Origin of the sequence: Shewanella sp. Actino-trap-3, from assembly GCF_002836275.1 — a bacterium.
In the GTDB taxonomy this organism is placed as follows: domain Bacteria; phylum Pseudomonadota; class Gammaproteobacteria; order Enterobacterales; family Shewanellaceae; genus Shewanella; species Shewanella psychromarinicola.
Map to the genome: position 1 here is coordinate 3,664,815 of NZ_PJCE01000001.1, position 23,360 is coordinate 3,688,174.

Below are 23,360 nucleotides of genomic sequence, written 5' to 3' on the forward strand. Positions count from 1 at the left end.
GGGACGATACTGTTGAATATACCGAAACATTATGATTTACCCTCGCTGCTATCACCTTTGTTGGATGGTCTTAAATTGTTTATTTTTTCATCCATTCTCTCCATTTTATGAAGCATTTTCTCAGTCAGTTTTCGATTGAAATTGATGAGGTCCGCAATGAGACCGACCAGAAAAGTGACTAACCCTAAAGTCATCAAAGTACTACCTAAGATCAATGACTGCATATGGCCGTCACCGGTTCCCTGCATATAAAAATGAAGGAAACGAATAATCGGTAATATGCCTATTAACATGGCGAATATCCCTAAAGAGAAAAATACTCGTAATGGGCGATACATAGTGTAAATGCGCAGTAATGTCGTAACTGAGAAATACAGAAATTGTGGAATGGACTTAAACAAGCGTGATTCGCGTTTCTTTGGGTTGGTACGAATTGGTACCGACTTGATACTCAGGCGTTTTGCACTCGCCTGAACCAGCATCTCTATGGTATAGCTAAACTCAGAGACTATGTTGATCTGCTGCGCCGCATTTCTCGATATAGCCCTGAAACCACTCACGGCATCCTTGATGTCCAGCCCCAATATTGTTCTGATAACAAAGCTGCCAAATACTTGGAGACAGCGTTTAAAAAAGGAAAAGTGTGGGTTATTGTACCCTCCGCGATCACCGACTATGATGTCGCCTTTTTCATCAATAAGAGGAGCGACTAATAAGGGGATATCATCCCCTCTATATTGATTATCACCATCGATATTGACTATGATATCGGCCCCTAGCTTAAGGCATTCTTCGATACCCATATGAAATGAACGGGCAAGTCCCTTGTTTGAAGTGTTGGACATGATGTGATGAGCTCCGGCTCGAGCCGCAATCGCGAGCGTGTCATCTGTAGAGCCATCATCGATGACTAAAACCTCGATAATGTCGAGCCCTGCAATCTTCTTTGGGATCGCATTGATGACATCTTCTAAATTTTCAGCTTCGTTGTAACATGGAATTTGAACGATTAGTTTCATTTCTTATTACCTTCCATTGGTAGAAGAGCGCACTTAATAGTTAAAAACCGGTAAAAATAGCATTATCGTCCGGTTGGTAAGTAGGTCGGTAAAGAGTCTTTCCCCAGCGTAAAGTATATTCGCTACCTGAAGCATCAGATTCAATGATATGCTCTCCTGAAGCTAAATATAGTAAACTTCCCGGAGGTTGTGGGAGACCGTCAATAACGGCTTCAAATTTACTTTCCAATGTATAAACTCCCGGAATAACGATTGAAAATTCAAGTCTCGTTTCAGGTAAGTATAGTTGCTTACCGGCGACATATAGTTCACCCCAGTGATGAATGTAGTTCTCTTTTAAAGTAGATAGATCGTTCTCAATAATGGCGTACTGTTTCATGAAGGGAATTGGTGTTTGACGGCTAAAATCCAGAGACCCAACATTGGCGATAAAAAATGGTGGGGTGTCGTTAAGAATTGCACTTCTCAAAACCGGTAGGTTATTGTTTGTATAGTTCTCGACTCCCCAAGTACTCATGAAAAAGCCGACTTGCGGGTAGGAAGCTATCATGGAGCAACGATCAAAATAGGGGGTGGGTTCGGGGAACGCCTTATGGACCACCTCTAATAATTTGTGCTGTCTATCTAAGTTTTGTTTGTGAGGTACCACAAAACCATGGTAAGCGATGCTTAAGCCCATCAATAAGAGCACACAAGAGGCAATGCCAAAGGATTCTTTTAATTTATGTTGATCCCACCGAAGAGCATTCCACGCAACGCCACAGATAATACTCGCAGGCGCCAGCATAAACGAATAGAAATAGGGAAACGCATTGCGATAGAAGAATACTGAACAAAGCGGCAAGATAAGGCATGCCAATATTAGGGAAGATTGTCGGTCTAACGACTGAGGGTTATAGAGGTTCAAACAAAGAGTCTTGAAGCCATACAAGAGTACCAGCCAATAAAAAATATCGAATTTGAAAGAGTGAAAAAGATAACGCTCTCTGGGTAAAAACTCATAATGTTTGATCGTTTTATTGAAGCTCTCGGATAGTGTGTTGATTGCTTTAGTCGAATCCACTACGGAAATACTGCTTTTATGATAAAAATAAAGAAGTAAGAAAGTGACAAATGTAGAGCCGATAACAGTTAATATGTGACGTTTATCCAGTTTATCTCTTTCAGGCATTAATCCAAGCGCCAAAGCAATTAAAGCAAATGTTGGTAGGTAAAGTGATGACTTTATCGTTACCATTAGTGATAACGCAATTAAAGCTCCCGATAGCAGGGACCTCTTTAAGTCTAATACTTTCGTGAGTATAAGGTCTAAACTTGCCATCAAACAGAACGTCGCAAATGGATCTGCACGAAAGCTGGCGCCCATTCTTATGTTATATGAAACGCTAAAGTAAGAGAGAACGGCAAATAGTGCGGCAGGCTGATTGAGATAACGACGACTGATCCGATAGATGAAAAACCCTGTCGCTAATTGTAGCGACAACATGATTAATCTTGCTGTGATGATTTGATTCACTTCATTGGCAGATATCCATTTTAACCAAGTAAAAAAGTGAACATGAAAAGTCTGCAAACTATCATAAAGAGTGTGATTTGTGTATTTGTAGATGAAGGAAAGATAGAAAAATTCATCCCAGTTTATCTCATAACGATATGCAACATAGATACGAGCAGTAAGGGCCAATATAAGAAAGGCTGAAAGCACTTTTTTTTGGCTAAGTACAATACTGTTATCTTCGTGCAGAATAGTTAATGCTTGGCCATTTCCATATTCGTTCACCGTTGGTTTCCTTGCCAAGTGATTAACGCCCATTTTTTATATGATTTCTAACTATAACATTAGTACAAATTCAGGTGTATTGTTGTATTTATTGATAATAACAGTTAAATAAGTATGATTATTAGATTGAAGTGGCATAGTTAATTAGGCCACCTAGTTAGAGGTTGATACCACAGGGTCAGATCGTGAACGTTATTTGAGCAGTTTCAGAAAAATATTTACCTGATCAAATGCTTGTGATCTTATACTCTTTTTTAAGGAGTCTCATTATGAATATCGAATCATTTAAAGAACATTTTGGCGCGATTGACGACCACCGCCAAAGTGCGAAAATCACCTATCCATTGTTCGATATACTATTCGGTTCTCTTTGCACTGTTATTGCAGGTTCGAATGGTTGGTTCGATATCTGAGAATACATTCTTGGTCATCACCATTGGTTCAAAAGGAATACAGAAAAATCCGTCGTGATCATACCTTCAGTTATAACAACACCATGTACTTGATCGACTCTCCTTTATGGTATTCAATCTTGAACCATAAAGTTGAAATACGGAAGCAGTTAGATGGTAATTTCACCGCTTATTTTGCAGGTCGTAAGCTCTATATCGCTGAAATAAAGGAATCGTGCAAACTCACGAAATATGGAGAAGAGGTTCAGAAAAAACTTGATGCCATCAAGCTTGCAGAAGAGCTAGGTAACTTATCTGAAGCGGCACGGATCAGTGGTTGCTCAAGGGAAAGTATCTACAACAATCGACGTCTGCTTGAGACTTAGGGCCCTCTGGCGCTAAAACGGATGTATGGTATCCCTCGTCATACCAATCGTATAGACTAGGATACTGAGGATAAAGTCATTGCCTTAACATTAGAAAAGCCTTCGATTACCCAAATCTTTATAAGTAGTGAAATGATGAAAAGGCACAAGATATCAATCAGTCACTCGACAATTAGGAACATCTGGGTAAGATAAAAACTGAATACTAAGGTGCTACGAATCGAGCGTTCAGAGGCATTAGCAAATACACCGTAGTATAAGTGATATGGATGGACTAAACTTTATAGTGAAAAACGACAAAGTCTCAGGGTAATGACTCAGTCATACTCCCTCGGTAATCACAGGTAGCAACGAGACGTTCCAAATCCAATCTGCATAACCTTGCTTTTTTCCAAATCAATTTTGGCAACGCAATGGTACGGTAACAATGGTTAGCAATTCAGGTGAATTACTCAATCAAATATACTGCGGGTATAATCAGGGGTATGCTAATTACGGTTTGACATTAAGATTTATAAAATCAACAGCTTGATTCCCAGTGGGCTGCATGATGTAATCTAGCTTGTCTAAATCGGTGATAACTGCGTTGCTTCACTACTCACTTATGTGATTGATAAAAGCTAAACGTCGTGGTAAAACGCCTTGTTCTGACCCCATTAATTCCATCTAATTCCATCTAATTCCATCTATTATAATGGTAAGCTGTTGTTTAAGTTCAATTTGCTGCATTCATTTACACTTCCGTTCTGCCAGCAAATCATTAAAGTCGATACCTCACTTCGGAATAAATTTCGTAGTAGATCAAAATTTTCTTCATTAAGCGTTATACCTTGAATCCTGTTTACAATCGATCCGACTTTAATCCCAATAATTGCAGCATGTGAATCTTCTGAAACGTGCTTAACAATCCCACCTAATTGATGTGGTTCAAGTACAAAACCACTTTGGTCAATATAGGTTTTATTTGACAAAGTATTTCGATGCAAGGCCATGTAACCAGCTCTGTAATTAAAATGAACATCAAATTTTCGCAATAAACCACTACCAATCAAGCCAACACCATAGTCATCTTCAAAATAAGGTAAGTCATTTGCAGCAATATCTAAAAATGTTTCACCAGCTAAGCCGAATAACTTGATACGACTGGTTTTTATCACATGTTTACCATCAAAGTTTTGAATTTGAGACTCGACAAAAACTGATGGGAATTCAATCCCTTTAGCGAGCTTTTCATTCAGGTATATGTACTCTGGTGCGCCAGTATCAACAACATAACTGTATTGACTTAAATTACCTTCACTATTCTCCATAGTAGCATCAACATATGGAATGCGACCTTGAATAGAAATAGGTAATGTCACCCATTTATCGTCAATAAAGTCGAGATGTGCGTCTTGCCTAGAAAATGTCACCAGTTTCTCTGCGTAGTGAATAGTAACATTGAAATGATTCAGAATATCAAAGCCTATTGCACCATCAAAATAGGCCATCTCGTAGCTATCGAATAATGGATTCTGGTCAATTGGAACATGGATAATAGTAAGCTCTGCGAGTTTAATGTCACCAATTTCTATCAAAACGTCATTTACAACATTGACAATACTGCTTCGAAGTTTAATTTCTCGCCCTATATCTAAAGGTAGTGATTTAGTTCTTTGTGTTTCAAAAAGGACGGTAGTAGAGGCTCCAGAGTCAAGTGCTAAACGTAATGATTTAGCTCCATTAACTTTTGTTTCAATAATGATATGACCATCGTGCCAAACAAATGGTACGGTAAAGCTGTTGTCTTCATTGTGCCAAGTTTGAGACGCAAAAACATTCCCACTCTGTAGGTTCATGATGCCTCTAGCATTGCATCCAGACACTAAAGTTATCGTTATCAAAATACCGATTAGCGAGATCAAATTTATGTTTTTTATATCCAACATACATAGTCCTATAATTTTTTTTAACATTATACTTTCAATAAATTGCGGGTGATTGAACAATATTGCGGTAATATTCATTTATTGAATTAAGTCATGTTAAATTTTCACCAAGAAGTAAGTGGGGTAAGAGTCTGACGAATCCCCACAAAAGAACTGAATAAATAAAGAGATAAGTAAAAGAAAGGAACATTCATGGCATTTGGTGATCAAATTTATCGCCAAACAAATATTACCACGAGTAAATACCATGAATGCTAAACATGTTTTATCAAAATGCCTCTCACTTGTCACCCCATTAATGCACAAAACACTTCGTACTAGTTTGTTTGCTGCCATTGAAAGCTCAATGAATGGTGGTCCACTTTCTATCACGGGACTCGGCCGTAACATAACGAATAAAGCGAAGGAAAACATAAGATTAAGCGTGTAGATAGGCTTTGTAGTAATGCTAATATTCATCGTGAAATCGAGTGTGTCTATACTCGAATGACACATTTGTTAGTGGGTAAAATGAAGCAGCCAATCATTCATATCGACTGGTCAGATCTTGATGACCGAAAGCAGCATTTTCTCATTCGAGCATCTCTTGCCGCTCGAGGACGTTCACTGACACTTTATGAAGAAATACATCCACTAAACAAAAAGAGAAGCCTAAAACCCATTTACTCTTCCTGACTCAACTTAAGGCTATGCTACCCAATGACTGCAAGCCTATTATCGTTACTGACGCAGGTTTTCGGATCCCTTGGTTTAAGCAAATATTGTCGCTTAACTGGGATTACGTAGGTCGATTTAGAAACCGAACACACTGCAAAAATGCCTTGTGGATGACTGGTATCCCGTTAAGCAACTCTATGTTCAAGCAAGTGCTAGGGCCAAAAGTCTCGGCGTTTACTTGTTAGGTGAAAAGTGTCTTTAAATCACGCTTAGTTATTTTAAGCGCAACGCAAAGGTCGAAAAGATAAAGTGGCCACAGGTGACAAAGCTAGACGGAGTAAACAGTCTCGTGCAAGTGCAGAACGAGAAAAGAGCCTTGGCTACTAGCGACATCACTATGTAATTCAAGTGCTACCGCTAAAGGGTCGTTAAAATTTATGCGACAAGGATGCAGATAGAAGAGAGCTTTAGGGATGTCAAAACGGGTTTGAAAATGAATGAGAGTGGCTCAAGGATTATGCATAAACTAAGCGTATTGCTACTCATCGCCTGTCTATCTCAATTTATATTGTACCTGCTAGGATTGGCAGTCAAAGCGGCTGATAAGCATAGGCAATACCAAGCAAATTCGATCAAACATCGTAATGTTTTATCAAACCAATTTATAGGATTAAGAGCCTACAAAGATAAGTCTTTGAGGCTGCTGAAATCTCACTGGCAAACAGGGATCAAGACGCTACAAGATTTAATCAAGGATCCACAAGCATGCTATTAAATTCGTGGGGATCCCTCAGGGTAAGAGTCAACTTTCTACCCCACTATTTATCTATGCCGTCAGCACAACTACAGTCTGCTATTATTTGCGGGTAATTTTATCCAGATATCCCATGGCAAGGCCGATAACACAAAAGTGATGTGGATGAGTAGATACCACATGATCTTGTCGTTCGCGATATTTTCGGCATTCATAAATACTTTAAGTAGGTGAATGGATGAAATCGCTACAATTGACGCGGCCACCTTGTTTTAAGCGAACCGGCGTCCATCTTGCCAAGCCAGTTTAGTTTCTCACTGTTTTCACCCACATCAAGCTGTGATACGAAGTTTTCGTAGCCTGAAAACATCACCATGATGAGCAGACCACCGACTAAGGTAATATCGATAAGTGATAGTGTGATTAGCACCAAATCAACTTCTGCTATCGAGAAGATATTGGGTAGGAGATGAAAGATCTCCTGAAAGAACTTTATGCCTAAGGCGAATAAGATTAGGCTTAATCCCAGATAAATAGGCGCCATGATCCAGCGTGATGCATACATCAATCTTTCAAACACTTTTCCATAAAAATTTAATCCTTCAAATAAAAACGCTATAAATCAACCGAACCACTTATTTTAAAATATTAACATAATCAACTTTATCTGCGCTTGCATACAGTAGTGAGCTTGATGATGTATCATCTGTACACTTTGCATGATGCATAGTGTATTGCATTATGTCTTTAGACGTTGGAATTTAGTTGGGTCAGAATTTGGTTAAGTCAGAGTATGCATTATTGCCGTCTAAATCATCTACTGTTTATTTATCGCAACAATTTTAATCTAGGCCTCAGCTTTATTAATTATACTGAGTTGCTTGGCTATGTACTTCAACCGTTAAAAGAGGGACCTATTATTATGGATAAACATAATTCAAACGCGACGCGTAAAATGCCTTGGATTACGATAAGTGTTATTGCATCCATCGTCTTGCTGTTTGGACTGTTGCTAATGGTGATGCCCAAGGGGTTTAAGGCGACCCACGAACAAATCGGAACGGGTAAGCCTTCGGTAGTATTTGTCTATGATCCTAACCTTGTTGCGAGTATCAGCCAGACTGAGCAGATGAATGAAGCTCGTGCTCATCTTGGTGATAATGTGTTCTTTCTTCTTGCCAGAGTGGGTACTCCTGAGGAAAGGCGTTCATCACTAAACATCGTGCCAGCGCTTCAGAGTTATTACTCTTTGACTCAGCAGGAATCTAACTAAAAGGCAGATCGCGGTGATAGATGCTAACGAGCTCATGCGGTGGGTACGTTAGTCATTTTGGAGTGATCGCTATCAGGGTTCGTCAGGGCGAAGTAAACTTTAGTGAGTGGGTCCAGTGAGTGGGTCAGAGTAAACTTTATTCCATTTTAAATCATCTGCACATTAAATCCGCAATCAACACAATTCAGGGTGTGGGTTTCCTTGCGTTTGGTGACTTTAGTCTTTTACTTTGACACTGTGTGCACGGTTGTTTCATTGGGTGTTTTGCTGCACCGGTTGCAGTTGATGTCGTAGCCGAACTTGCCGTACATGGAGGTGTATTGTGTTGTTTCGCCGCAATACTTACAGCTTAATATGGAGTGTGACTGCGGGTCGGGCGCTATAGCGAGTGCTGGTGCGAGTATTGTTGCATTAGCTTGATTACGATTAATAGTTTGCTGCAGCACCGTTTAAGGTCCCGGTATTTGTGGTACTTGCTGCAACAGCTTTGGTGGGAATGGAATAACGTCAACTTGCGGAGTCGTTGATAACCAGTACTTCGGGATGGTTTTAAACGCGCGGCGTAAGAAGAAGGCCACGTCCTGTTATTGTTTTGTTCGGCAATCGTTTGCGGTGTTTTAGTAATTTGTAGTGATTTAGTTTTAAGTATCATTTATCAACAGTTTCCATTCAAATATGATAAAAACAATTTCATAATATCGCTATTAAGATTGTAAAAGCTAGATATTTAATTTAGTCGAGCATGTGATGACTATTGGGTATTTGTCGATATCTATTACGATATTTACGGTAAGCTATTGGATTTTAATTACTATAGCTGTATTTTGATTGTAATTTAAAAATAAAGTGAATGGATATGGATATTAATTTCAATACAAAAATAAAAGCCACCAGACCTTATGATTTGAATATTCCGCTTTCAAAGCAGTTTGAAAGTGATCGCGGTCGGATAATTAATTCGGCAGCAATCAGACGATTACAACAGAAACCCAAGTATTCCCATTAGAACGAAATGCTGCTGTGCGTAGTCGCTTAACCCATTCATTAGAAGTGCAGCAAGTTGGACGTTACATCAGTCAACTTATTTGTGAAGAGCTTACTAAAAGCGAAGATGAAAAGAAAATTTTGGTTTAAAAGTACTTGCTAGAGAGCTTGAAACCATCGTCGAGATGTCCTGCTTAATGCATGATGTGGGCAACCTCCTTTTGGCCATTTTGGTGAAGCCGCATTGATCGATTGGCTCGAAAATAACATCACCGCGATATATTCTGGGGTGTATGGTAAATCATTACCTGATGACGTCGCTAGAGACTTAATCCATTTTGAGGGAAATGCCCAAGGTCTTAGGTTGATCCATAGCTTATTACAGTTAAACCTCACTTATACCCAAGCTTCGGGGATCATGAAATATACCCGTTGTGGTAAAGATCAAAACCGAACAAAAGTGACAATGATCAATTTAGCTATTTGAAGAAAAAGTAGGATTTTACTTAAGCGAAAGTGACTATATTTTCCAATTAAGACAAGCACTCCAAATCGAGGAGCATTGTCGTTCACCTTTTCCTACATCATGGAAGCGGCTGATGATATTTCTTATGGTATTGCTGATCTTGAAGATGCCGTAGAAAAGGGTTTTGTCAGTTCATCAAATGAAAGTCGCACTGTCCAAAAGTTTAAGGAGGTTGCTGAAAATTTTGGTGTTCCAGAGCGAGATGCGATGGACGAAATGTTAAAAGAGCATCCAATCGATGTTGTGAAAATATCAGTATGTTTTTGTATTTCTACGAGTTGAGGTCAATGGACGTTTACCTAAGCATGCACAAAAGGTTTTCATTGAAAACATTGAGTCAGTATATAACGGTAGTTTTAACCGTGCACTAATTGAAGACTGTAGTGTTAATCATGTCATCGTTGAAACGTTCAAACAGGTAGCTCGAGAAGAAGCATTTTGTCATCCAGAAGTTGAAGCCCGAGAATTACAGGGTTATCGAGTATTAAATGGACTTATGGATTGTTATAAACCCTCTTCTAATGCTATCGGAAATTCAATTTAGTGCTTTAATAAATGAAGATGATAAAAGTATTTCAATTTACGTTAAAGGTTATTTAAAAATTGTCATCAAAACATAAAGCAGCATACAAAATCGCAATGAAAGATCTGCATTTAGAAACTGAAATAGACGATGCAGATTGCCGTGAGTTTTATTTTCGAACTCGTTTAATTATTGACTATGTTAGCGGAATGACAGATCAGTTTGCATTTGATGAATATAGAGCATTTCATGTCATAGATGAATTCTAGTGGAATTGGTGCTTGCGGGCTTTTTGCCGCTTCAAATGCCTATCTTTATCGATTTTAGTTTATAAAAATAAGCATTTGAGTGTGGGTGAGCCATCATCATTAACAATGGCTGTTGATAGGGGCTTACTGTGCGGTATCAGTAAATTCTGCTTGAACCTTGTCTAATTCTTGCTGGTTTTTAAGCTCGATTTGTTGCTGTCTTTTAATACTGACGTCTTCTGCAAGCGCTGCTTGTCTTTCCTTAAGGCTATGTTTCTCATCTTTGGTCAGAAACTTAAACGCTTTATCATTGGCAAGTGCATACGCAACAACATCTTCGCCCTTTACCCTGCGTTCATCCACTCGTTGTGAAAAACGTTCGTTATCACGGGCTTTACGTTCTTCGGCATTTAACTTACTCATTGTTGTATCCTCATTAGTTAATCACGGTAGCGTTTCACTACGCTCAGTCAAACAAATGAGAGTTGCACATTCATAAAGCTGATTGGTGCATTTTAGCATAAGTTGTCTCGCTAGCTGGAAATACGTGATGTTTGAGTAAACTTTCCATCAATCCATCAATCCATCAATCAATTATCAATCATTAAAGCGATTTAATGCCATTGCTATGTTATGAGTGGCTTGTTTGGCGCGCGCGCTGAGCTTTGTTATTGAAATAAAGCCATGCATGCAATCATCAAAATGCTGGTGTTGTGTGTTGATGCCTGCTGCTTTTAGGCGTTGCGCATACGCAATGCCATCGTCCCTTAATGGATCAAAACCAAGGGTTAATATGTAGCTTTTTGGCGATTCGCTAATGTCTGCTGCTTGCAGTGGACTCACTAAGGGCAGAGTGACTTCGTCGAGAGAGTTTAAATATTTTAACCTGAAATAATCCATTAAATCGCGGGTGAGTATTAATTGCTTATTGAAACGGCGATAAGACTCGGTTAAGCCTTGTAAATCTACCATTGGGTAGATTAAAAACTGAAATGCGGGTGTTACTTTTGCCTGTACTGGCAGTGATGTTTGCAGTGAATGTAAACCGATGATACACGCTAGATATCCGCCTGCGCTGTCACCACCCACGCCTATGTGTTGTGGATTAATATTAAGTTGTTGATGGTTGGCATTGATATAGTTCCACGCTTCGATAGCATCACAAATCGGGATTGGGAATTTATGTTCTGGGGCCAGTCGATAACCGACTGAGATAATGTTCATCTTGCCATGTTTAGCCAGGTAGCGGCAAAAGCGATCATGGGTGTTAATACTGCCAATGACGCAGCCGCCACCATGAAAGTACACCAGTGTTTTTTGGGGTGTTTTGGCGCTGGGATGGTAGATGCGAAGCTTTATTGTGCTATCACTGCTATTGCTAGTACCGCTGGGGCTATGTTCGTTCAAAGGAATAGTGCCCATAAGAGGAGTGCCAGCGCTCACTGGGACAGTTAAATTAACCACCTTATCCATTTCAATTTTAGTCAGCCCAAGTACTCGGTCCATCGCGAGAAATACATATCTGAATAATGTTACTGGCAACTTGTATAACGGTGCTAATGACAACATCTTTGCGGCCATTAATTGTTTAGCTTCAAGTTGGGGGGCTTGTAGTGATTTGCCTTGTAATTGCTCGATGGATAGCTGTTTTTTGTGTGATTGAATGCCTTGTGCCGGTGGCTTGTTGAAACTGTCCATTTTAATAGGCCTTGTTGTTATTGTTACGCATTTAAAAAAGCTTTATCGACTTAAAAACTTCATTGCTAGGCGATTGATAAGCGCTGGTGATACGTTACTTAATCTATGTAATAGGCCATAAAAAACACTCACCGTTCTGTGGGTTTTAGGCTGCCTTACTTGCTTATCTATAACTGCTACCACATCTTCTGCGGTGATATTAACGCCTAATCGTTGCATGACTTTTGCATTGTTTTTCTGTGACTTAAGCATATTGGTGGCGACAAAGGGCGGCATAACATCGCATACACTGATGCCGTACTTTTTCCATTCTAGTTCTAGCGCCTCGGTAAGCGCTTTTACGGCAAATTTACTGGCCGAATAGCTGGCCAATTCTGGCACTCCGTAATCGCTGCTGGCTGACGACATATTGATAATGGTACTTGTGCCATTGTTGTTTAAATATGGCCATGCAGCATGACATAGGTTCATTACACCGATGACATTGACACTTAGCGTGCGCTGATGCTGTTCGATAGGTATGTCTTCAAAAGGACCTATCTCCAATATGCCGGCGTTATTGAGTAATACCGCTAAGCTATTATTATGTTCAGCACAAAATTCGGCCACAACATTTTGTGCTTGGGTAAAATCACTGACATCAAGTTGAAATAGCCGCACCCGAGCGTGATCCCATGGTTTGGTGACGTCTTTTAATAGCGCTAAATTTAGGTCGGCCATGGCGACCCAGTAGCCCATTTTATGAAAGTGCCGTGCTGCCGCTAAGCCAATGCCGGAAGCCGCGCCGGTAATCAAGATGGTGTTTTTGTTCATCATAAAATCCAGTTAATCGTTACCGCTAATCGTTACCGCTAGTCGTTACCATTAGTCGCCAATTAAAATGATCGGGTATTAAGGTGTTCCATCTGCGGCTGTTTCATTTCATCCACCCATCGCTGCCAAGTATAAGGCCATAAAATTGGGTCGCCATCGGCATCTAAATACCAACTTTGGCATCCACCAACCCAGCTCGTACCCTTTAACCCTTCCTTTACGTAGGCATTAAAATCGTCAATGGCTTGTTGCTTGGCTTCAAACTCATCAAATTCATGGTCACGCCATTTATCGATCAATTTGATCACATAATCTGTTTGAACTTCACTCATGGCGATAACCGAAAAGTTACCAATGGGGGTATTGGGGCCGAGCATTAAAAAGAAGTTAGGGTAGTCGCTGAGCAACATTGATCGATATGCTTTAATTTTATGTTGCCAGGCTTTATCAATGTGCAAATTGTTACGACCAATAAGATTCATTGGGCGCATAAAATTAAATGCATTAAATCCCGTCGATAACACCAACACGTCTAGATCATGGTGTTTACCGTCTTTAGTGATAATGCCCGTAGCAGTAATGCGCTCAATGCCCTCTGTTATTAACTCAGCATTGGGTTTTTGAATGGCTTTATAAAAGGTGGTGTTGATAATGACCCGTTTGCAGCCTACTTGATATTCAGGTCGCAGCTTTTCCCGTAAGGTTTTGTCTTTGATGCTTAATCGTAAATTGGCTTTACACAAAAAATTTAACGCATGCTTTTGGATAAAGTGTCCCGTGACTGCTTTGGTAAAAAAATGTTCTAGAAAAAACTTGCCCGTATTGCGATGAATTTTGGTGATGATGGGAAAGCGAGCCATTAACTTTCTGCTGGTTTTTGAAAAGGTAAAATCGGGCAGGTGCATTAGCCATTGTGGTGTGCGCTGAAAAATCGAGACTTTAGCACCCGTGTTAATCAATTCGGGTATGGCTTGTGCGGCGGTTGACCCTGTACCTATCACCCCAACCCGGGTTGCAGCGGATATGTTGACGTCGTGGTTCCATTGGGCGGTATGAAATGTCGTACCTTTAAAATCTGCTAGTCCGGGAATGTCTGGAAATTGCGGATGATGCAAAATGCCCGTGGCGCACACTATAAAATCGGCAATATAGGTTTGCTGTTGGCTGGTTTTTACGGTCCATTTTCCATTGGTATATTGTGCGTCAGTAACCGCTTCGTTAAAGCGTATGTCTCGTTTAACCTCATACTTATCTGCCACGTGCTCGAAGTATTGTTTAATCTCTGGTCCATGGGCAAAAAAGCGACTCCAGTTGGGATTGGGTTCAAATGAATAGGTATACATGTGAGCGGGTACATCGCAGGCAGCCCCTGGATAGGTGTTTTCTCGCCACGTTCCGCCCACGCAGTCTTTTTTCTCTAGAACTACAATGTCAGTGATACCAGCTTGGCGCAGTTTAATGGTCATTAAGATGCCCGTCATGCCTGCGCCAATGATGACAACTGAAGGGTTTCGCTTTACTTGGTTCATCGGGACCCTCAATGATGACTATCGTTATTCGTTATTCGCTGTTGTTATTGCTGCTTTGAGTAATAATGCCTCTAAGCATTCAAAGAATGTTAACGATTTGTATTATCCTTCCAGCATAGAAAACTATTGTTAATTGATCTACACGCTAAAGGGACGTATATTTGTGATTTTAAGACATGGCGGCCATCAGTTATGACATTTCGCAGCATTACCAGTGTGCAAATTATTGTTTCTTATGGCATCGAGCTGGGTATTGATCAAGATCGGTTGCTGCAAGGGTCGGGGCTGGTGAGCGCCCAATTAACAGATCACGAGCAACTAGTTGAAGACAAGCAAGAATTACAGGTGTTAAATAACCTAATGCTGAATAGCAGATGCCCATTTAAGGTAGGAATGGCGTTAGGTTGCCGTTATCACCTGACCAGTTATGGCATCATGGGCTATGCCCTATTGGCGAGCAGTACTGCGAGAAAGGCGATTGAATTAGGCTTACGTTATCTAGATTTAACCTATGTTTTTTCACAGATAACATTAACTGAGCTTAAAGACGATTTATCCCTAAGGTTCTCATGCGACATTCCTGGTGAGTTAGGCGAACTGGTGTTAGTCAGAGACATGTTGGGCGCCGCTATGATCCAACGAGAAGTATTTGAAAGTAACGACTGGCCGATACAATTGCAGTTTACGTCGCCCCAGCCCGCAGGCTTGTCACTCGAAGATATAAAGCAAAGACTGGGTGCTGAGATTGAGTTTAATGCCAGCTATAACGGTTTTGCTGGATTGGCAACGCTATTAGATTTGCCATTGATAAAAGCCAATGAAGCCACCGCCAGACTATGTGAAGCGCAATGCAGCCAACTTCTGCAACAAAAGCAAAACTGGCAGCCTGTCGCTAAGTTGGTAAAAGACACCTTAGTACACTTAGGCTTAACAGCATCAATGGAAGACATCGCCCAGCATTTAGCGCGAACCACTCGCACTTTACATCGTCAACTAACACTAGAACAAACCAGTTGGCGCCAAGTGCGTGATGATGTTCGTTTTGGCATCGCCGAAGCGTTATTATTAACGCCGATACAACTTGATGAAATTGCTGAACGCCTTGGTTTTAGTGATGGGGCTAATTTTAGCCACAGCTTTAAGCGCTGCAAAAACATGACCCCAAGCCAGTATCGAAAGCAGGCAAAAAAACAGCGATAGCCACCTGTGCGACATAGATAAAGGCTTTAGATCCTCAAGCCTAGAACCTAAAGCCTTAGATCTAGAACTCTAGAACCCAGAGCAAGCGGCTGTTAGCCAGAATCTGCTTTCTATGACTCAATTCCCTTATGTTTAATTACAGAACTGCCTTTCACATGGAACTCCGTCCCCATCACCATCCATTTCAGTTCCTGGGCAGTTGCGGATATAAAAGGTCGCTTCTGCACATGAGCGCATCTGACTGCAGTGTGTTTTACCTGCTTCGCAACGAAAGCTAGGAGTCGGTTCAATCCACTGCATCTGTTCAACATCTTGATTGGTCAGCACTGGCGTGGCGGTCATTTTTTGATATTGTTTATAACCGAAAACACCAACCCCAAGGAGGATAATAAGCATGATTATGCGGCCAAGCACAGGGCTTGAACGGTAGTTTTCGTCATGATGAGATTGACTGTTTCGATGATGTTGACTGGTGTGAGAAGCTGGACGAATGGTGTTGGACACAACTGCCACACCTTCAATAGTGGCTTTTACGGCTTTGACTTTGCCATCGGGTTGGTTCTCGCGGTGAAATAGTATCTCATCGCCAACAATGGGTTTTCTGGCCATGTGCTTTAAGGTTGAAATGTGAATAAATACATCTTGATTATCACCGATTTCTGGCTTGATAAAACCAAAGCCTTTTTCTGTGTTCCAACGAACTAACATGCCTCTTTCCATGGCGATTTCTTTCCTTGATAGTCATTAAGTTAATAAAAGTCATGCTTTAGAATCATGCTTTTAAATCAGCAACATAATACCTATAACTAGAGCGTTTTAGCCAGTTATTTGATTGAATTTATAGATAGGGCAATAAAATATAGTCGACACGTTTACCTACTCAGGTAAAAACTGAATTGATATCGACTTGGCCAAGTTATCAACTGGCTACAACAAAAACGTGGTGTTATTTAAGATTAAGTTTAACGTGTATATAGGCAGGATTATTTTTTAATGAATTGGCCAAAAGTGACAACCGGGGCCACTGATGAATGATGAACAATCTTAAAAAGGGCTTGAGGTACGTCGCAAGGTGATGGGGAAGCTTATGTCGATAAAGCGCTTAGTAATGTCACTGATTTTACGCAACCATTGCAAGCGTTAGTCACAGCAAATTGTTGGGGTGAAGTGTGGGTGCGTGATGCTATTTCTAAGCAAACTCGTAGCCTAATTACTATTGCAGCACCGGCAACACTGACCGCGTTAAAAGCACCAACAGAATTAAAAGGCCATGTTCGAGGGGCATAGCGTATTGGATGTTCTATTGAACAAATTCGGGAAGTATTACTGCATTCAACCGTTTATTGTGGCATGCCGTCTGGTATTGAGGCATTTAGGGCTGCGAGAGAAGCCATCGAGGAATGGCAGCTAGAGAATAGCTAGCTGAATGAGATGCTTATTGTATTTTGCTTTGGGTAAAATGATGCTGCAGTGGCTACATTTGGCTTTTAATGCTATCAATTATTATCTGAATTTGGGAGCAAGCAATCCTTTTGCCGTTTAGCAGCGTATAAAGGGATAAGGAATTTATCAAAAAGGACTACAGATGCGTTATTTAATGATTATTGCAAGTTTATTGCTACTTAGTGCTTGTAGCACTAGTTATCCAAATCAGGCTATTACAGGGCAAGCTTTCCCGTCTGTATCAGGGCAAAACCTTGAAGAAAAGTCTATGACCTTGCCTGACGATTTAAAAGGTGAAGTGGCGTTATTATTGATCGGTTACAAGCAAGACTCTCAGTTTGACATTGATCGCTGGTTGATTGGTTTAGACATGACCCAAACTCAAGTTTCGGTATTTGAGGTTCCGACAATACAGGGACTGTTTCCTAGAATGTTCAGTACATTTATTGATAATGGCATGCGTTCAGGAATACCTAAACCGCTTTGGAAAGGCGTAGTTACTGTCTATAAAGATGGTGAAAAAGTACAAGCCTTTACCGGTAATGAAAAACCAAACAATACTCGAGTGGTGCTATTAAATGCACAAGGTAAAGTGATTTACTTTTATGACCAAGGCTTTTCAGTTGATGCACTCAATCAGTTAAGAGCAATGCTGTAATTGCCAGCTAAGTAACTAGTCTAGTCACTCGCTTAATTTTTAGTCTATTAGCCACTAAGCGACTAGCTTAATGGCTAGAGTGACCAACTTAGTTACGAGTCTCATTACTCGCTAAGTTACTCGCTTAAAGGCTAGAGCGACTAGCTTAGTTACAAATCTAGTTACTCGCTAAGCGACTAATTTTAATCGCTAGCCTAAGTGCTGGCTATTCTTTGGCGTAACAACTGAATTAATGTTGGCGCGATAGAGGCTAAAATCATCCCGCTCATCAACAGATATTGCTGTGGTGTGTATGACTCACCCATTAATACCAGGCCGCAGACTATACCTGCTACTGGGTTGGCAATGCCGCCAAAAGTGAAGTCGACCACTGACATGCGTTGTAATAACCACACATACATACTGTAACCGAGTACGGTGTTGAGTAAGATTATCCAGCTGATGCCTAAACCATTAGTTAGACTAAATTGGTTTACCACATTGAGGTATTGCTCAGGTGAAAACAGTGCCTGAATACCTGCTGCAACCAATAAGAATGCACCGCCGATAACGAGTTGCCAGGTTAATATTGTCCACCAATGAATCCGCGAACCTAACGATTTAGTTACCGTGCTGCCGATAATAATACAGCTGATAGCCGCCAGCATCGCCACTAATCCGATCGGATTTAAGCTGATCGAATTTGGATCAAACAGCATCCAAGCTAAGGCCATTAAGATAGCGCCAGAAAAGGCTTGCTGCAGATTCGGGCGCTTTTTACTGCTAACCCAATGAAATAACATCGCGAAAACCGGCACTGAAATCATACCAATACCAGAAATGGCCGACGGAAGTGTGAGTGCCATAATAAAAATCAAACTGAAAAATATCGCAATATTGATTGCGCCGAGTTTAATCAAAATGGGCCAGTCTGCCTTTAGAGGTCGGCTAGGTTTTATTGCCAATAATATCAGTCCAGCAGGCAACGCACGTAGGGCACCGAGTAATAATGGTGGCCAGTCGGGCAAGGTGAACTGGGTCATCGCATAAGTGGTACCCCAAAAAAATGCTGGGATCATGGCCAGTAAAATATTCATTAACTACCTTTATATTAAATATCTTCACGTAAAGATAAGTATCAATTCTGAACCGTTAAGTTATTTTTGTAAAGTACCTTTTTATGAAGTATCTTTACATTAAGTTTTTAACTTGTGTTTTGAGTGGCAAATGATAAGGGTGAGGTATGGAGGATATTGATAGAGTGGTAGCACAATGGGGCGAACAAAAGCCGCATTTAGATACGCTACCAATGGCGTTACTTGGGCGCTTTTTGCGTTTGCAAAAACACATTGAAGCCGAAATATCCGCTTGCCATAAACAGTTTGGCTTGACCATGGGTGAGTTTGATGTGCTGGCGACATTAAGACGTGCAGGTAAGCCTTATATCTTAACCCCTTCAGGGTTATTATCGTCAATGATGTTAACCTCTGGCGCGATGACAAACCGTTTAGATAAGCTTGAATCTAAAGACTTAATTGCACGTGTACACAGCACTGAAGACAGGCGCAGTGTCTCGGTTGGCTTGACTGAAAAAGGTCTTGTCACCATAGATGAGGTGATTGAACAGCATGTGAAAATTCAGCACAAACTGGTCCAAAGCCTGTCTGATGCTGAAGTGCCCGAATTGAACCAACTACTCAAGACGTGGTTAGCGGCCTTTGAGGGCCATAAATAGCGGTAGTGATTAGATGAATCAAAACAATTTCATATCAAAAAAGTAACATTGTAAATTTATTATGATAATATAAATTCAGTTACTTACTGTTTTTTGTTATGTTTTTTTACTCAAAGGAATGGGCGTTTTATGTTCATATGTCAACGGATGACGATGGTGATATTATCATCAACATTATTTTTTATGCTTTCTGCTTGTGGTGGTGGAGGTTCTTCAGATGAGCCGGTAAAAACAGCACCGCCAGCTCCTCAAATTACCTACACCGATTACACCATTACAGCCATTGACGGTTATTTAGAAAATGCGACAGCATGGTTAGATGTAAATAATACGGGGCATTATTTTCCAACTAATCCTACGGCTCAAACACATGAAAATGGGGCAGCGGTTTTAAGTGTTCCTGATACTTTTATTGCAACAAACTTCCCTGTTATTGTTGAAGCAACACCTTCGATCACTTTTGATAAAGGCCTTAACCGGTTAATCACTAATCGTTTTACCTTAGCAGCGCCAGCAGGTGAGAGAATAGTGACCCCATTTTCTACGCTTGTGTATATCAAGATGAAATCTGGATTGTCTCAAGGTGCTGCTATTGTAGACGTTGCAAATGAATTACAAATTTCGCGTGCCGAGTTGCTCACTGATTTTATTGTCAGCAATAACCAACGTATGACATTAATTGCTGCAGATATGGTGAGATTAAATATTTTCCCTGAAACACCACCAGAATTAGTCCAAGCAGCTATTAATCCGCTAAATATTTCAGCCGAAGTTACTCAGTATGCCAATATCCAAAATGACCCTAGCAGCTTTAAAGCAACAGTTAGAAATTCTTTTAATCTAATTGAGTTGGATACAGATGATGATGGTATTGCTGATGGCGATGATAGCGACATTGATGGTGACAATATTCCAAACGAACAAGATACTTATCCCTACATTATGGATCGTCATACAGCTGGAAGCCCGAGTGAGTTGATGCTTGGCCAGATAAAAATTGAAACTGTCTTTGCGGGTCAATGGCATTATTTTGAACTGACAACTCCTGATGATATTTTATTAAATGTTAATTTGTCGCAATTAACAGGAGATGTCGATTTATATGTAAAGCAAGGTTCGGTTCCGACTAAGTTTGAATATGATTGCCGTTCAAATAACAGTGTTCAAAGTGCAGAGAAGTGTCTTCAAAGATTAAAAAAAGGTCAAAAACATTTTATTGCCGTTGCGGCGAGGGAAGATTCAGGATATCGCTTAGAAGCTATTTTAGATGAAATAGTAGTGAGTAAAGTTAGTTTACTATTACATGGTTTAGCTTCAACTGTAGGGACTTGGGATAGCCTAGTTAACGATGATAGTTTTTTTCCGGCTCATGTTCCACGTTGAATATTGATGATGAGTTAACCGAGTTGCCGCAGGTTAATAGCAAAGGTGAGTATTGCTTTAGACTCGATTTTGGTGGTTATGACCGAGATAGTAATTTAGCCACAGTCGGTTTAGATGGTAAAACGTGTATTACAGCTATTGGGTGTAATGGTGACTTTTCAAACTTTAATTTATTAGGTAAAGAGGTCGAAACCGCGATAGACCAGATTGTGACTGCATTCGGTATAGATACTGAAATTGTTTTACTTGGACACAGTCGCGGTGGATTAGCTGCAAGAGCCTATTTGCAAAACTCCGATTCACAATATAAAGAATACGTTAAAAGTTTAATTACTACAGGTACGCCTCACCAAGGTTCACCTTTAGGGCGTTTTTATCAATACATGGATGAAAACTGCACGCCTAAAACTACTTATAGACAGGATAATAGTGTTTGCGAAGATAGTTGGGAGGTGATCGAGCTTCTAGCCGGAGAGCGAGTCTATTTTGGTTATCCATTTGGCAATGATGAAATGGACTTATTAGTGCCAAGTATTGACTTTCTATCGCCGGAATCTTCAGAAATAAAAAAATTAAATGATAATGTTCTCGCTCTTGAAAATGTCATTATTGCTCAACTGAGTTATCGAGGTACTAAATTTGGCATACTGGCAGAGAATATAGGGCCATTAAATTTAGATTATGACCTATATAAATATCAACAATTATTTGGCGGCGACCATCCACATCCAAGCACACTGCGTTATATTGAGAAGGGGCAAACAAGAGAGAGTTTTATTGGTGATGGAATTGTGCCAGCCTATAGTCAGCAGTTGAGTGAGTTATTGATTCCTTTTGCTCGAAATGTTGATTTATCTTTTTCTAGTAATGCTTATAACGTGATTCATACCGAGCAAACAGAACAAGTTAGCGATTTAAATTCAATGTTTGAATCAGTTCGTCTTCAAATTAGTTGGGAACAGTAATCATATGAAAAAGAAGATTATTATCCTTTCAGTTATTGGCATTATTTCTGTCGCGACTTATGTTGTTTCTGATGCGAGCAAACAAGGTCAAAATATTGTTCAAGCTGCCAGTGATGCAGAAAATGTAACTCACTTAGCAAATAATGCTCCAGATAAAATTGCACCAATAGCAAAAATTGAAACCGCAATGTCTAAGCCAACAACTAAGTCGATATCACCCGATGCGGTCTTTGATGTATGGGGAGAAATCAAAACCCTCTTAACTGCGGGTAAAATAGATATCGGTCTTGAAAAGCAACTCATTAATTCATTGAAACAGACGAGCAACCCACAAATATTGGCAGAAATTAGCCAATTATTACAACAACCAGATGCTAATTTAACGTCCAGAAATCAAGAGTATTTATTGAGTTTACTCGCGGTAGTTAACACCCATGAATCTGTTTCATTACTACTTGATACACTCGAAAACACTCCCATTACCGATTCGAATGCGATTTATTCGGCGAAAAAATCACTGCAAAAAATAGCGCGTTCTGATACTTATTTGAGTTTGTTTGAGTCCACTTTTAGTAATATGGACAGTGATAATTTATTTTTGCCAGATATTGCCAATGCTATTGCGAAAAATGCATCTGAATCAAGTTTCGATTTTATTATTAATCAAATCGATAGCCTTGGTGATAAGTCCAGTATTGCAATGAATAGCATGGAAAATATAACACAGGAAAAGCTTGTTCCTAAGCTACAGCAAATAATTAACTCCAGAGACCCAAACAGTGAACTAAGTCAGGTGTCACTTACAACACTTGCCAATATGGGACAATATGAAGCTGCGGCGGCACTGATTCAATGGAGCGCATCTCAACAGCCAAGTGCTGACAAACTCGTCACTGAACTGTTTAATTCTGCAGTTAATAAAAGCCCGTCAGCCTACAGAGCGATAGAAAAAGAACTTAATAGTTACGACTTCTCGAGCTCAGAAATAAAAAAGACAATTAAGGCTATTTATTCAGCTCGTCAGTAGTCTGGGCCATATATCAAAAAACGGCCAGTGTCTTTAAGATACTGGCCGTTTTTGTTATTGCAGGTTGAGAAGGCTTTGCGCTTATGGCTGTAGCTGCGCTTTTGCTGCTTCAACTTTTGAAAAGTCTAAACCCAGTTCATCGACTGCTTCTTTGATTAAGGTTGGGTTTTGCATAACCATGCCCATCAATTGTTGTAGCTTATCCGCAGGGATCCCTAACTGGCCAATAGTCGCCATTGCGGCAAATGGGTTTTCAGTCAACGTCTGGAACAGCTCATTAATTTGCGCGTCACTGATATTGTGTTCTTTGAAGATGGCAAGAATAGGGTTCATTACGATACCTTGTGTGATCGTTGATGTTAAACATAGGCTAATTCTACCACATAACTGCGGTAGTAAGTTTTCATGGCGCTGGATACCAAGCCGTTAAGCTTGATCTGTATAAATGGCCCGACCGCAA

General features: G+C 40.2%; 21 protein-coding genes and 5 pseudogenes. 14 read left to right on the forward strand and 12 right to left on the reverse strand.

Annotated elements, in window-relative coordinates; translation table 11 throughout:
* Positions 1-29 precede the first annotated feature (29 nt).
* Both CXF80_RS15780 and CXF80_RS15785 read right to left on the reverse strand, forming a co-directional pair.
* Positions 30-1,019 (reverse strand): glycosyltransferase family 2 protein, encoded by a 990-nt coding sequence (locus CXF80_RS15780; protein WP_101033897.1) that lies wholly within the window; start codon positions 1,017-1,019, stop codon positions 30-32.
* A 40-nt stretch (positions 1,020-1,059) separates the two neighbouring features.
* A complete protein-coding gene (locus CXF80_RS15785; protein WP_157822242.1) occupies positions 1,060-2,799 on the reverse strand; it encodes an ArnT family glycosyltransferase in 1,740 nt (579 codons plus the stop codon).
* Positions 2,800-3,068: 269 nt separating this feature from the next.
* Between CXF80_RS15785 and CXF80_RS15790 the strand changes: the two are divergent.
* A pseudogene (locus CXF80_RS15790) lies at positions 3,069-3,209 on the forward strand (transposase family protein); the annotation flags it as partial.
* Positions 3,210-3,331: 122 nt separating this feature from the next.
* Positions 3,332-3,577, forward strand: coding sequence for a helix-turn-helix domain-containing protein (locus CXF80_RS20295; protein ID WP_198554774.1), 246 nt, complete (start codon positions 3,332-3,334; stop codon positions 3,575-3,577).
* A 689-nt stretch (positions 3,578-4,266) separates the two neighbouring features.
* Here CXF80_RS20295 and CXF80_RS15800 read toward each other — a convergent pair.
* The gene (locus CXF80_RS15800; protein ID WP_157822243.1) at positions 4,267-5,505 is read right to left on the reverse strand and encodes a hypothetical protein; all 1,239 of its coding nucleotides are present in this window, start codon (positions 5,503-5,505) and stop codon (positions 4,267-4,269) included.
* A 247-nt stretch (positions 5,506-5,752) separates the two neighbouring features.
* On the opposite strand from CXF80_RS15800, the pseudogene CXF80_RS15805 reads away from it, so the two are divergent.
* A pseudogene (locus CXF80_RS15805) lies at positions 5,753-6,937 on the forward strand (IS4 family transposase).
* 81 nt (positions 6,938-7,018) lie between these two features.
* Here the strand turns inward: CXF80_RS15805 and CXF80_RS15810 are convergent.
* Positions 7,019-7,481: pseudogene (locus tag CXF80_RS15810) on the reverse strand (TIGR00645 family protein).
* Positions 7,482-7,838: 357 nt separating this feature from the next.
* Here CXF80_RS15810 and CXF80_RS15815 point away from each other — a divergent pair.
* Positions 7,839-8,189, forward strand: a complete 351-nt coding sequence (locus tag CXF80_RS15815; RefSeq protein ID WP_232772121.1) for a hypothetical protein — start codon at positions 7,839-7,841, stop codon at positions 8,187-8,189.
* Between the two features lie 519 nt (positions 8,190-8,708).
* On the opposite strand, the pseudogene CXF80_RS20800 reads toward CXF80_RS15815, so the two are convergent.
* Positions 8,709-8,841 (reverse strand): annotated as a pseudogene (locus tag CXF80_RS20800) (nuclease); the annotation flags it as partial.
* A 576-nt stretch (positions 8,842-9,417) separates the two neighbouring features.
* Here CXF80_RS20800 and CXF80_RS20300 point away from each other — a divergent pair.
* The 3 genes from CXF80_RS20300 (at position 9,418) to CXF80_RS20805 (ending at position 10,491) form a co-directional block, all read left to right on the forward strand.
* Entirely contained in the window at positions 9,418-9,660 is a 243-nt protein-coding gene (locus CXF80_RS20300) for a hypothetical protein (RefSeq protein ID WP_198554775.1), read from the forward strand.
* A gap of 75 nt (positions 9,661-9,735) precedes the next feature.
* Complete coding sequence (locus CXF80_RS20305; RefSeq protein WP_198554776.1) at positions 9,736-9,981, forward strand: hypothetical protein; 246 nt, start codon at positions 9,736-9,738, stop codon at positions 9,979-9,981.
* Positions 9,982-10,338: 357 nt separating this feature from the next.
* Positions 10,339-10,491 (forward strand): hypothetical protein, encoded by a 153-nt coding sequence (locus CXF80_RS20805; RefSeq protein WP_443019093.1) that lies wholly within the window; start codon positions 10,339-10,341, stop codon positions 10,489-10,491.
* Between the two features lie 123 nt (positions 10,492-10,614).
* On the opposite strand, the gene CXF80_RS15830 is transcribed toward CXF80_RS20805, so the two are convergent.
* The 4 genes from CXF80_RS15830 to CXF80_RS15845 form a co-directional block, all read right to left on the reverse strand.
* On the reverse strand, positions 10,615-10,893 hold the full coding sequence (locus CXF80_RS15830; RefSeq protein ID WP_101033900.1) for a DNA polymerase III subunit epsilon: 279 nt from the start codon (positions 10,891-10,893) through the stop codon (positions 10,615-10,617).
* Between the two features lie 174 nt (positions 10,894-11,067).
* The gene (locus CXF80_RS15835; RefSeq protein ID WP_232772122.1) at positions 11,068-12,168 is read right to left on the reverse strand and encodes an alpha/beta hydrolase; all 1,101 of its coding nucleotides are present in this window, start codon (positions 12,166-12,168) and stop codon (positions 11,068-11,070) included.
* A gap of 42 nt (positions 12,169-12,210) precedes the next feature.
* A complete protein-coding gene (locus CXF80_RS15840) occupies positions 12,211-12,984 on the reverse strand; it encodes an SDR family oxidoreductase (RefSeq protein ID WP_232772123.1) in 774 nt (257 codons plus the stop codon).
* 59 nt (positions 12,985-13,043) lie between these two features.
* The gene (locus CXF80_RS15845; RefSeq protein WP_101033902.1) at positions 13,044-14,510 is read right to left on the reverse strand and encodes a flavin-containing monooxygenase; all 1,467 of its coding nucleotides are present in this window, start codon (positions 14,508-14,510) and stop codon (positions 13,044-13,046) included.
* A 192-nt stretch (positions 14,511-14,702) separates the two neighbouring features.
* On the opposite strand from CXF80_RS15845, the gene CXF80_RS15850 reads away from it, so the two are divergent.
* Complete coding sequence (locus tag CXF80_RS15850) at positions 14,703-15,710, forward strand: AraC family transcriptional regulator (protein ID WP_101033903.1); 1,008 nt, start codon at positions 14,703-14,705, stop codon at positions 15,708-15,710.
* Positions 15,711-15,842: 132 nt separating this feature from the next.
* On the opposite strand, the gene CXF80_RS15855 is transcribed toward CXF80_RS15850, so the two are convergent.
* Positions 15,843-16,430, reverse strand: a complete 588-nt coding sequence (locus CXF80_RS15855; RefSeq protein ID WP_198554778.1) for an excalibur calcium-binding domain-containing protein — start codon at positions 16,428-16,430, stop codon at positions 15,843-15,845.
* A 355-nt stretch (positions 16,431-16,785) separates the two neighbouring features.
* On the opposite strand from CXF80_RS15855, the pseudogene CXF80_RS15860 reads away from it, so the two are divergent.
* Together CXF80_RS15860 and CXF80_RS15865 are read left to right on the forward strand one after the other, a co-directional pair.
* Positions 16,786-17,132: pseudogene (locus tag CXF80_RS15860) on the forward strand (carboxymuconolactone decarboxylase family protein).
* 163 nt (positions 17,133-17,295) lie between these two features.
* A complete protein-coding gene (locus CXF80_RS15865; RefSeq protein ID WP_101033905.1) occupies positions 17,296-17,811 on the forward strand; it encodes a hypothetical protein in 516 nt (171 codons plus the stop codon).
* Between the two features lie 194 nt (positions 17,812-18,005).
* On the opposite strand, the gene CXF80_RS15870 is transcribed toward CXF80_RS15865, so the two are convergent.
* Positions 18,006-18,887, reverse strand: coding sequence for an EamA family transporter (locus CXF80_RS15870; protein ID WP_101033906.1), 882 nt, complete (start codon positions 18,885-18,887; stop codon positions 18,006-18,008).
* A gap of 146 nt (positions 18,888-19,033) precedes the next feature.
* Between CXF80_RS15870 and CXF80_RS15875 the strand changes: the two genes are divergently transcribed.
* The 4 genes from CXF80_RS15875 to CXF80_RS15885 all read left to right on the forward strand — a co-directional run bounded on the left by CXF80_RS15875 (position 19,034) and on the right by CXF80_RS15885 (position 22,900).
* Positions 19,034-19,525: a MarR family winged helix-turn-helix transcriptional regulator gene (locus CXF80_RS15875; protein ID WP_101033907.1), complete on the forward strand. Its 492-nt coding sequence runs from the start codon at positions 19,034-19,036 to the stop codon at positions 19,523-19,525.
* A 153-nt stretch (positions 19,526-19,678) separates the two neighbouring features.
* On the forward strand, positions 19,679-20,908 hold the full coding sequence (locus CXF80_RS20530) for a PPC domain-containing protein (RefSeq protein ID WP_232772124.1): 1,230 nt from the start codon (positions 19,679-19,681) through the stop codon (positions 20,906-20,908).
* A complete protein-coding gene (locus CXF80_RS20535; RefSeq protein WP_232772128.1) occupies positions 20,905-21,873 on the forward strand; it encodes a PGAP1-like alpha/beta domain-containing protein in 969 nt (322 codons plus the stop codon). Before CXF80_RS20530 ends, CXF80_RS20535 begins: the two co-directional genes overlap by 4 nt.
* 4 nt (positions 21,874-21,877) lie before the next feature.
* The gene (locus tag CXF80_RS15885) at positions 21,878-22,900 is read left to right on the forward strand and encodes a hypothetical protein (protein ID WP_101033908.1); all 1,023 of its coding nucleotides are present in this window, start codon (positions 21,878-21,880) and stop codon (positions 22,898-22,900) included.
* Positions 22,901-22,981: 81 nt separating this feature from the next.
* Here the strand turns inward: CXF80_RS15885 and CXF80_RS15890 are convergent, their stop codons facing one another.
* The gene (locus tag CXF80_RS15890) at positions 22,982-23,233 is read right to left on the reverse strand and encodes a DUF2999 family protein (protein WP_101033909.1); all 252 of its coding nucleotides are present in this window, start codon (positions 23,231-23,233) and stop codon (positions 22,982-22,984) included.
* Between the last annotated feature and the right edge of the window lie 127 nt (positions 23,234-23,360).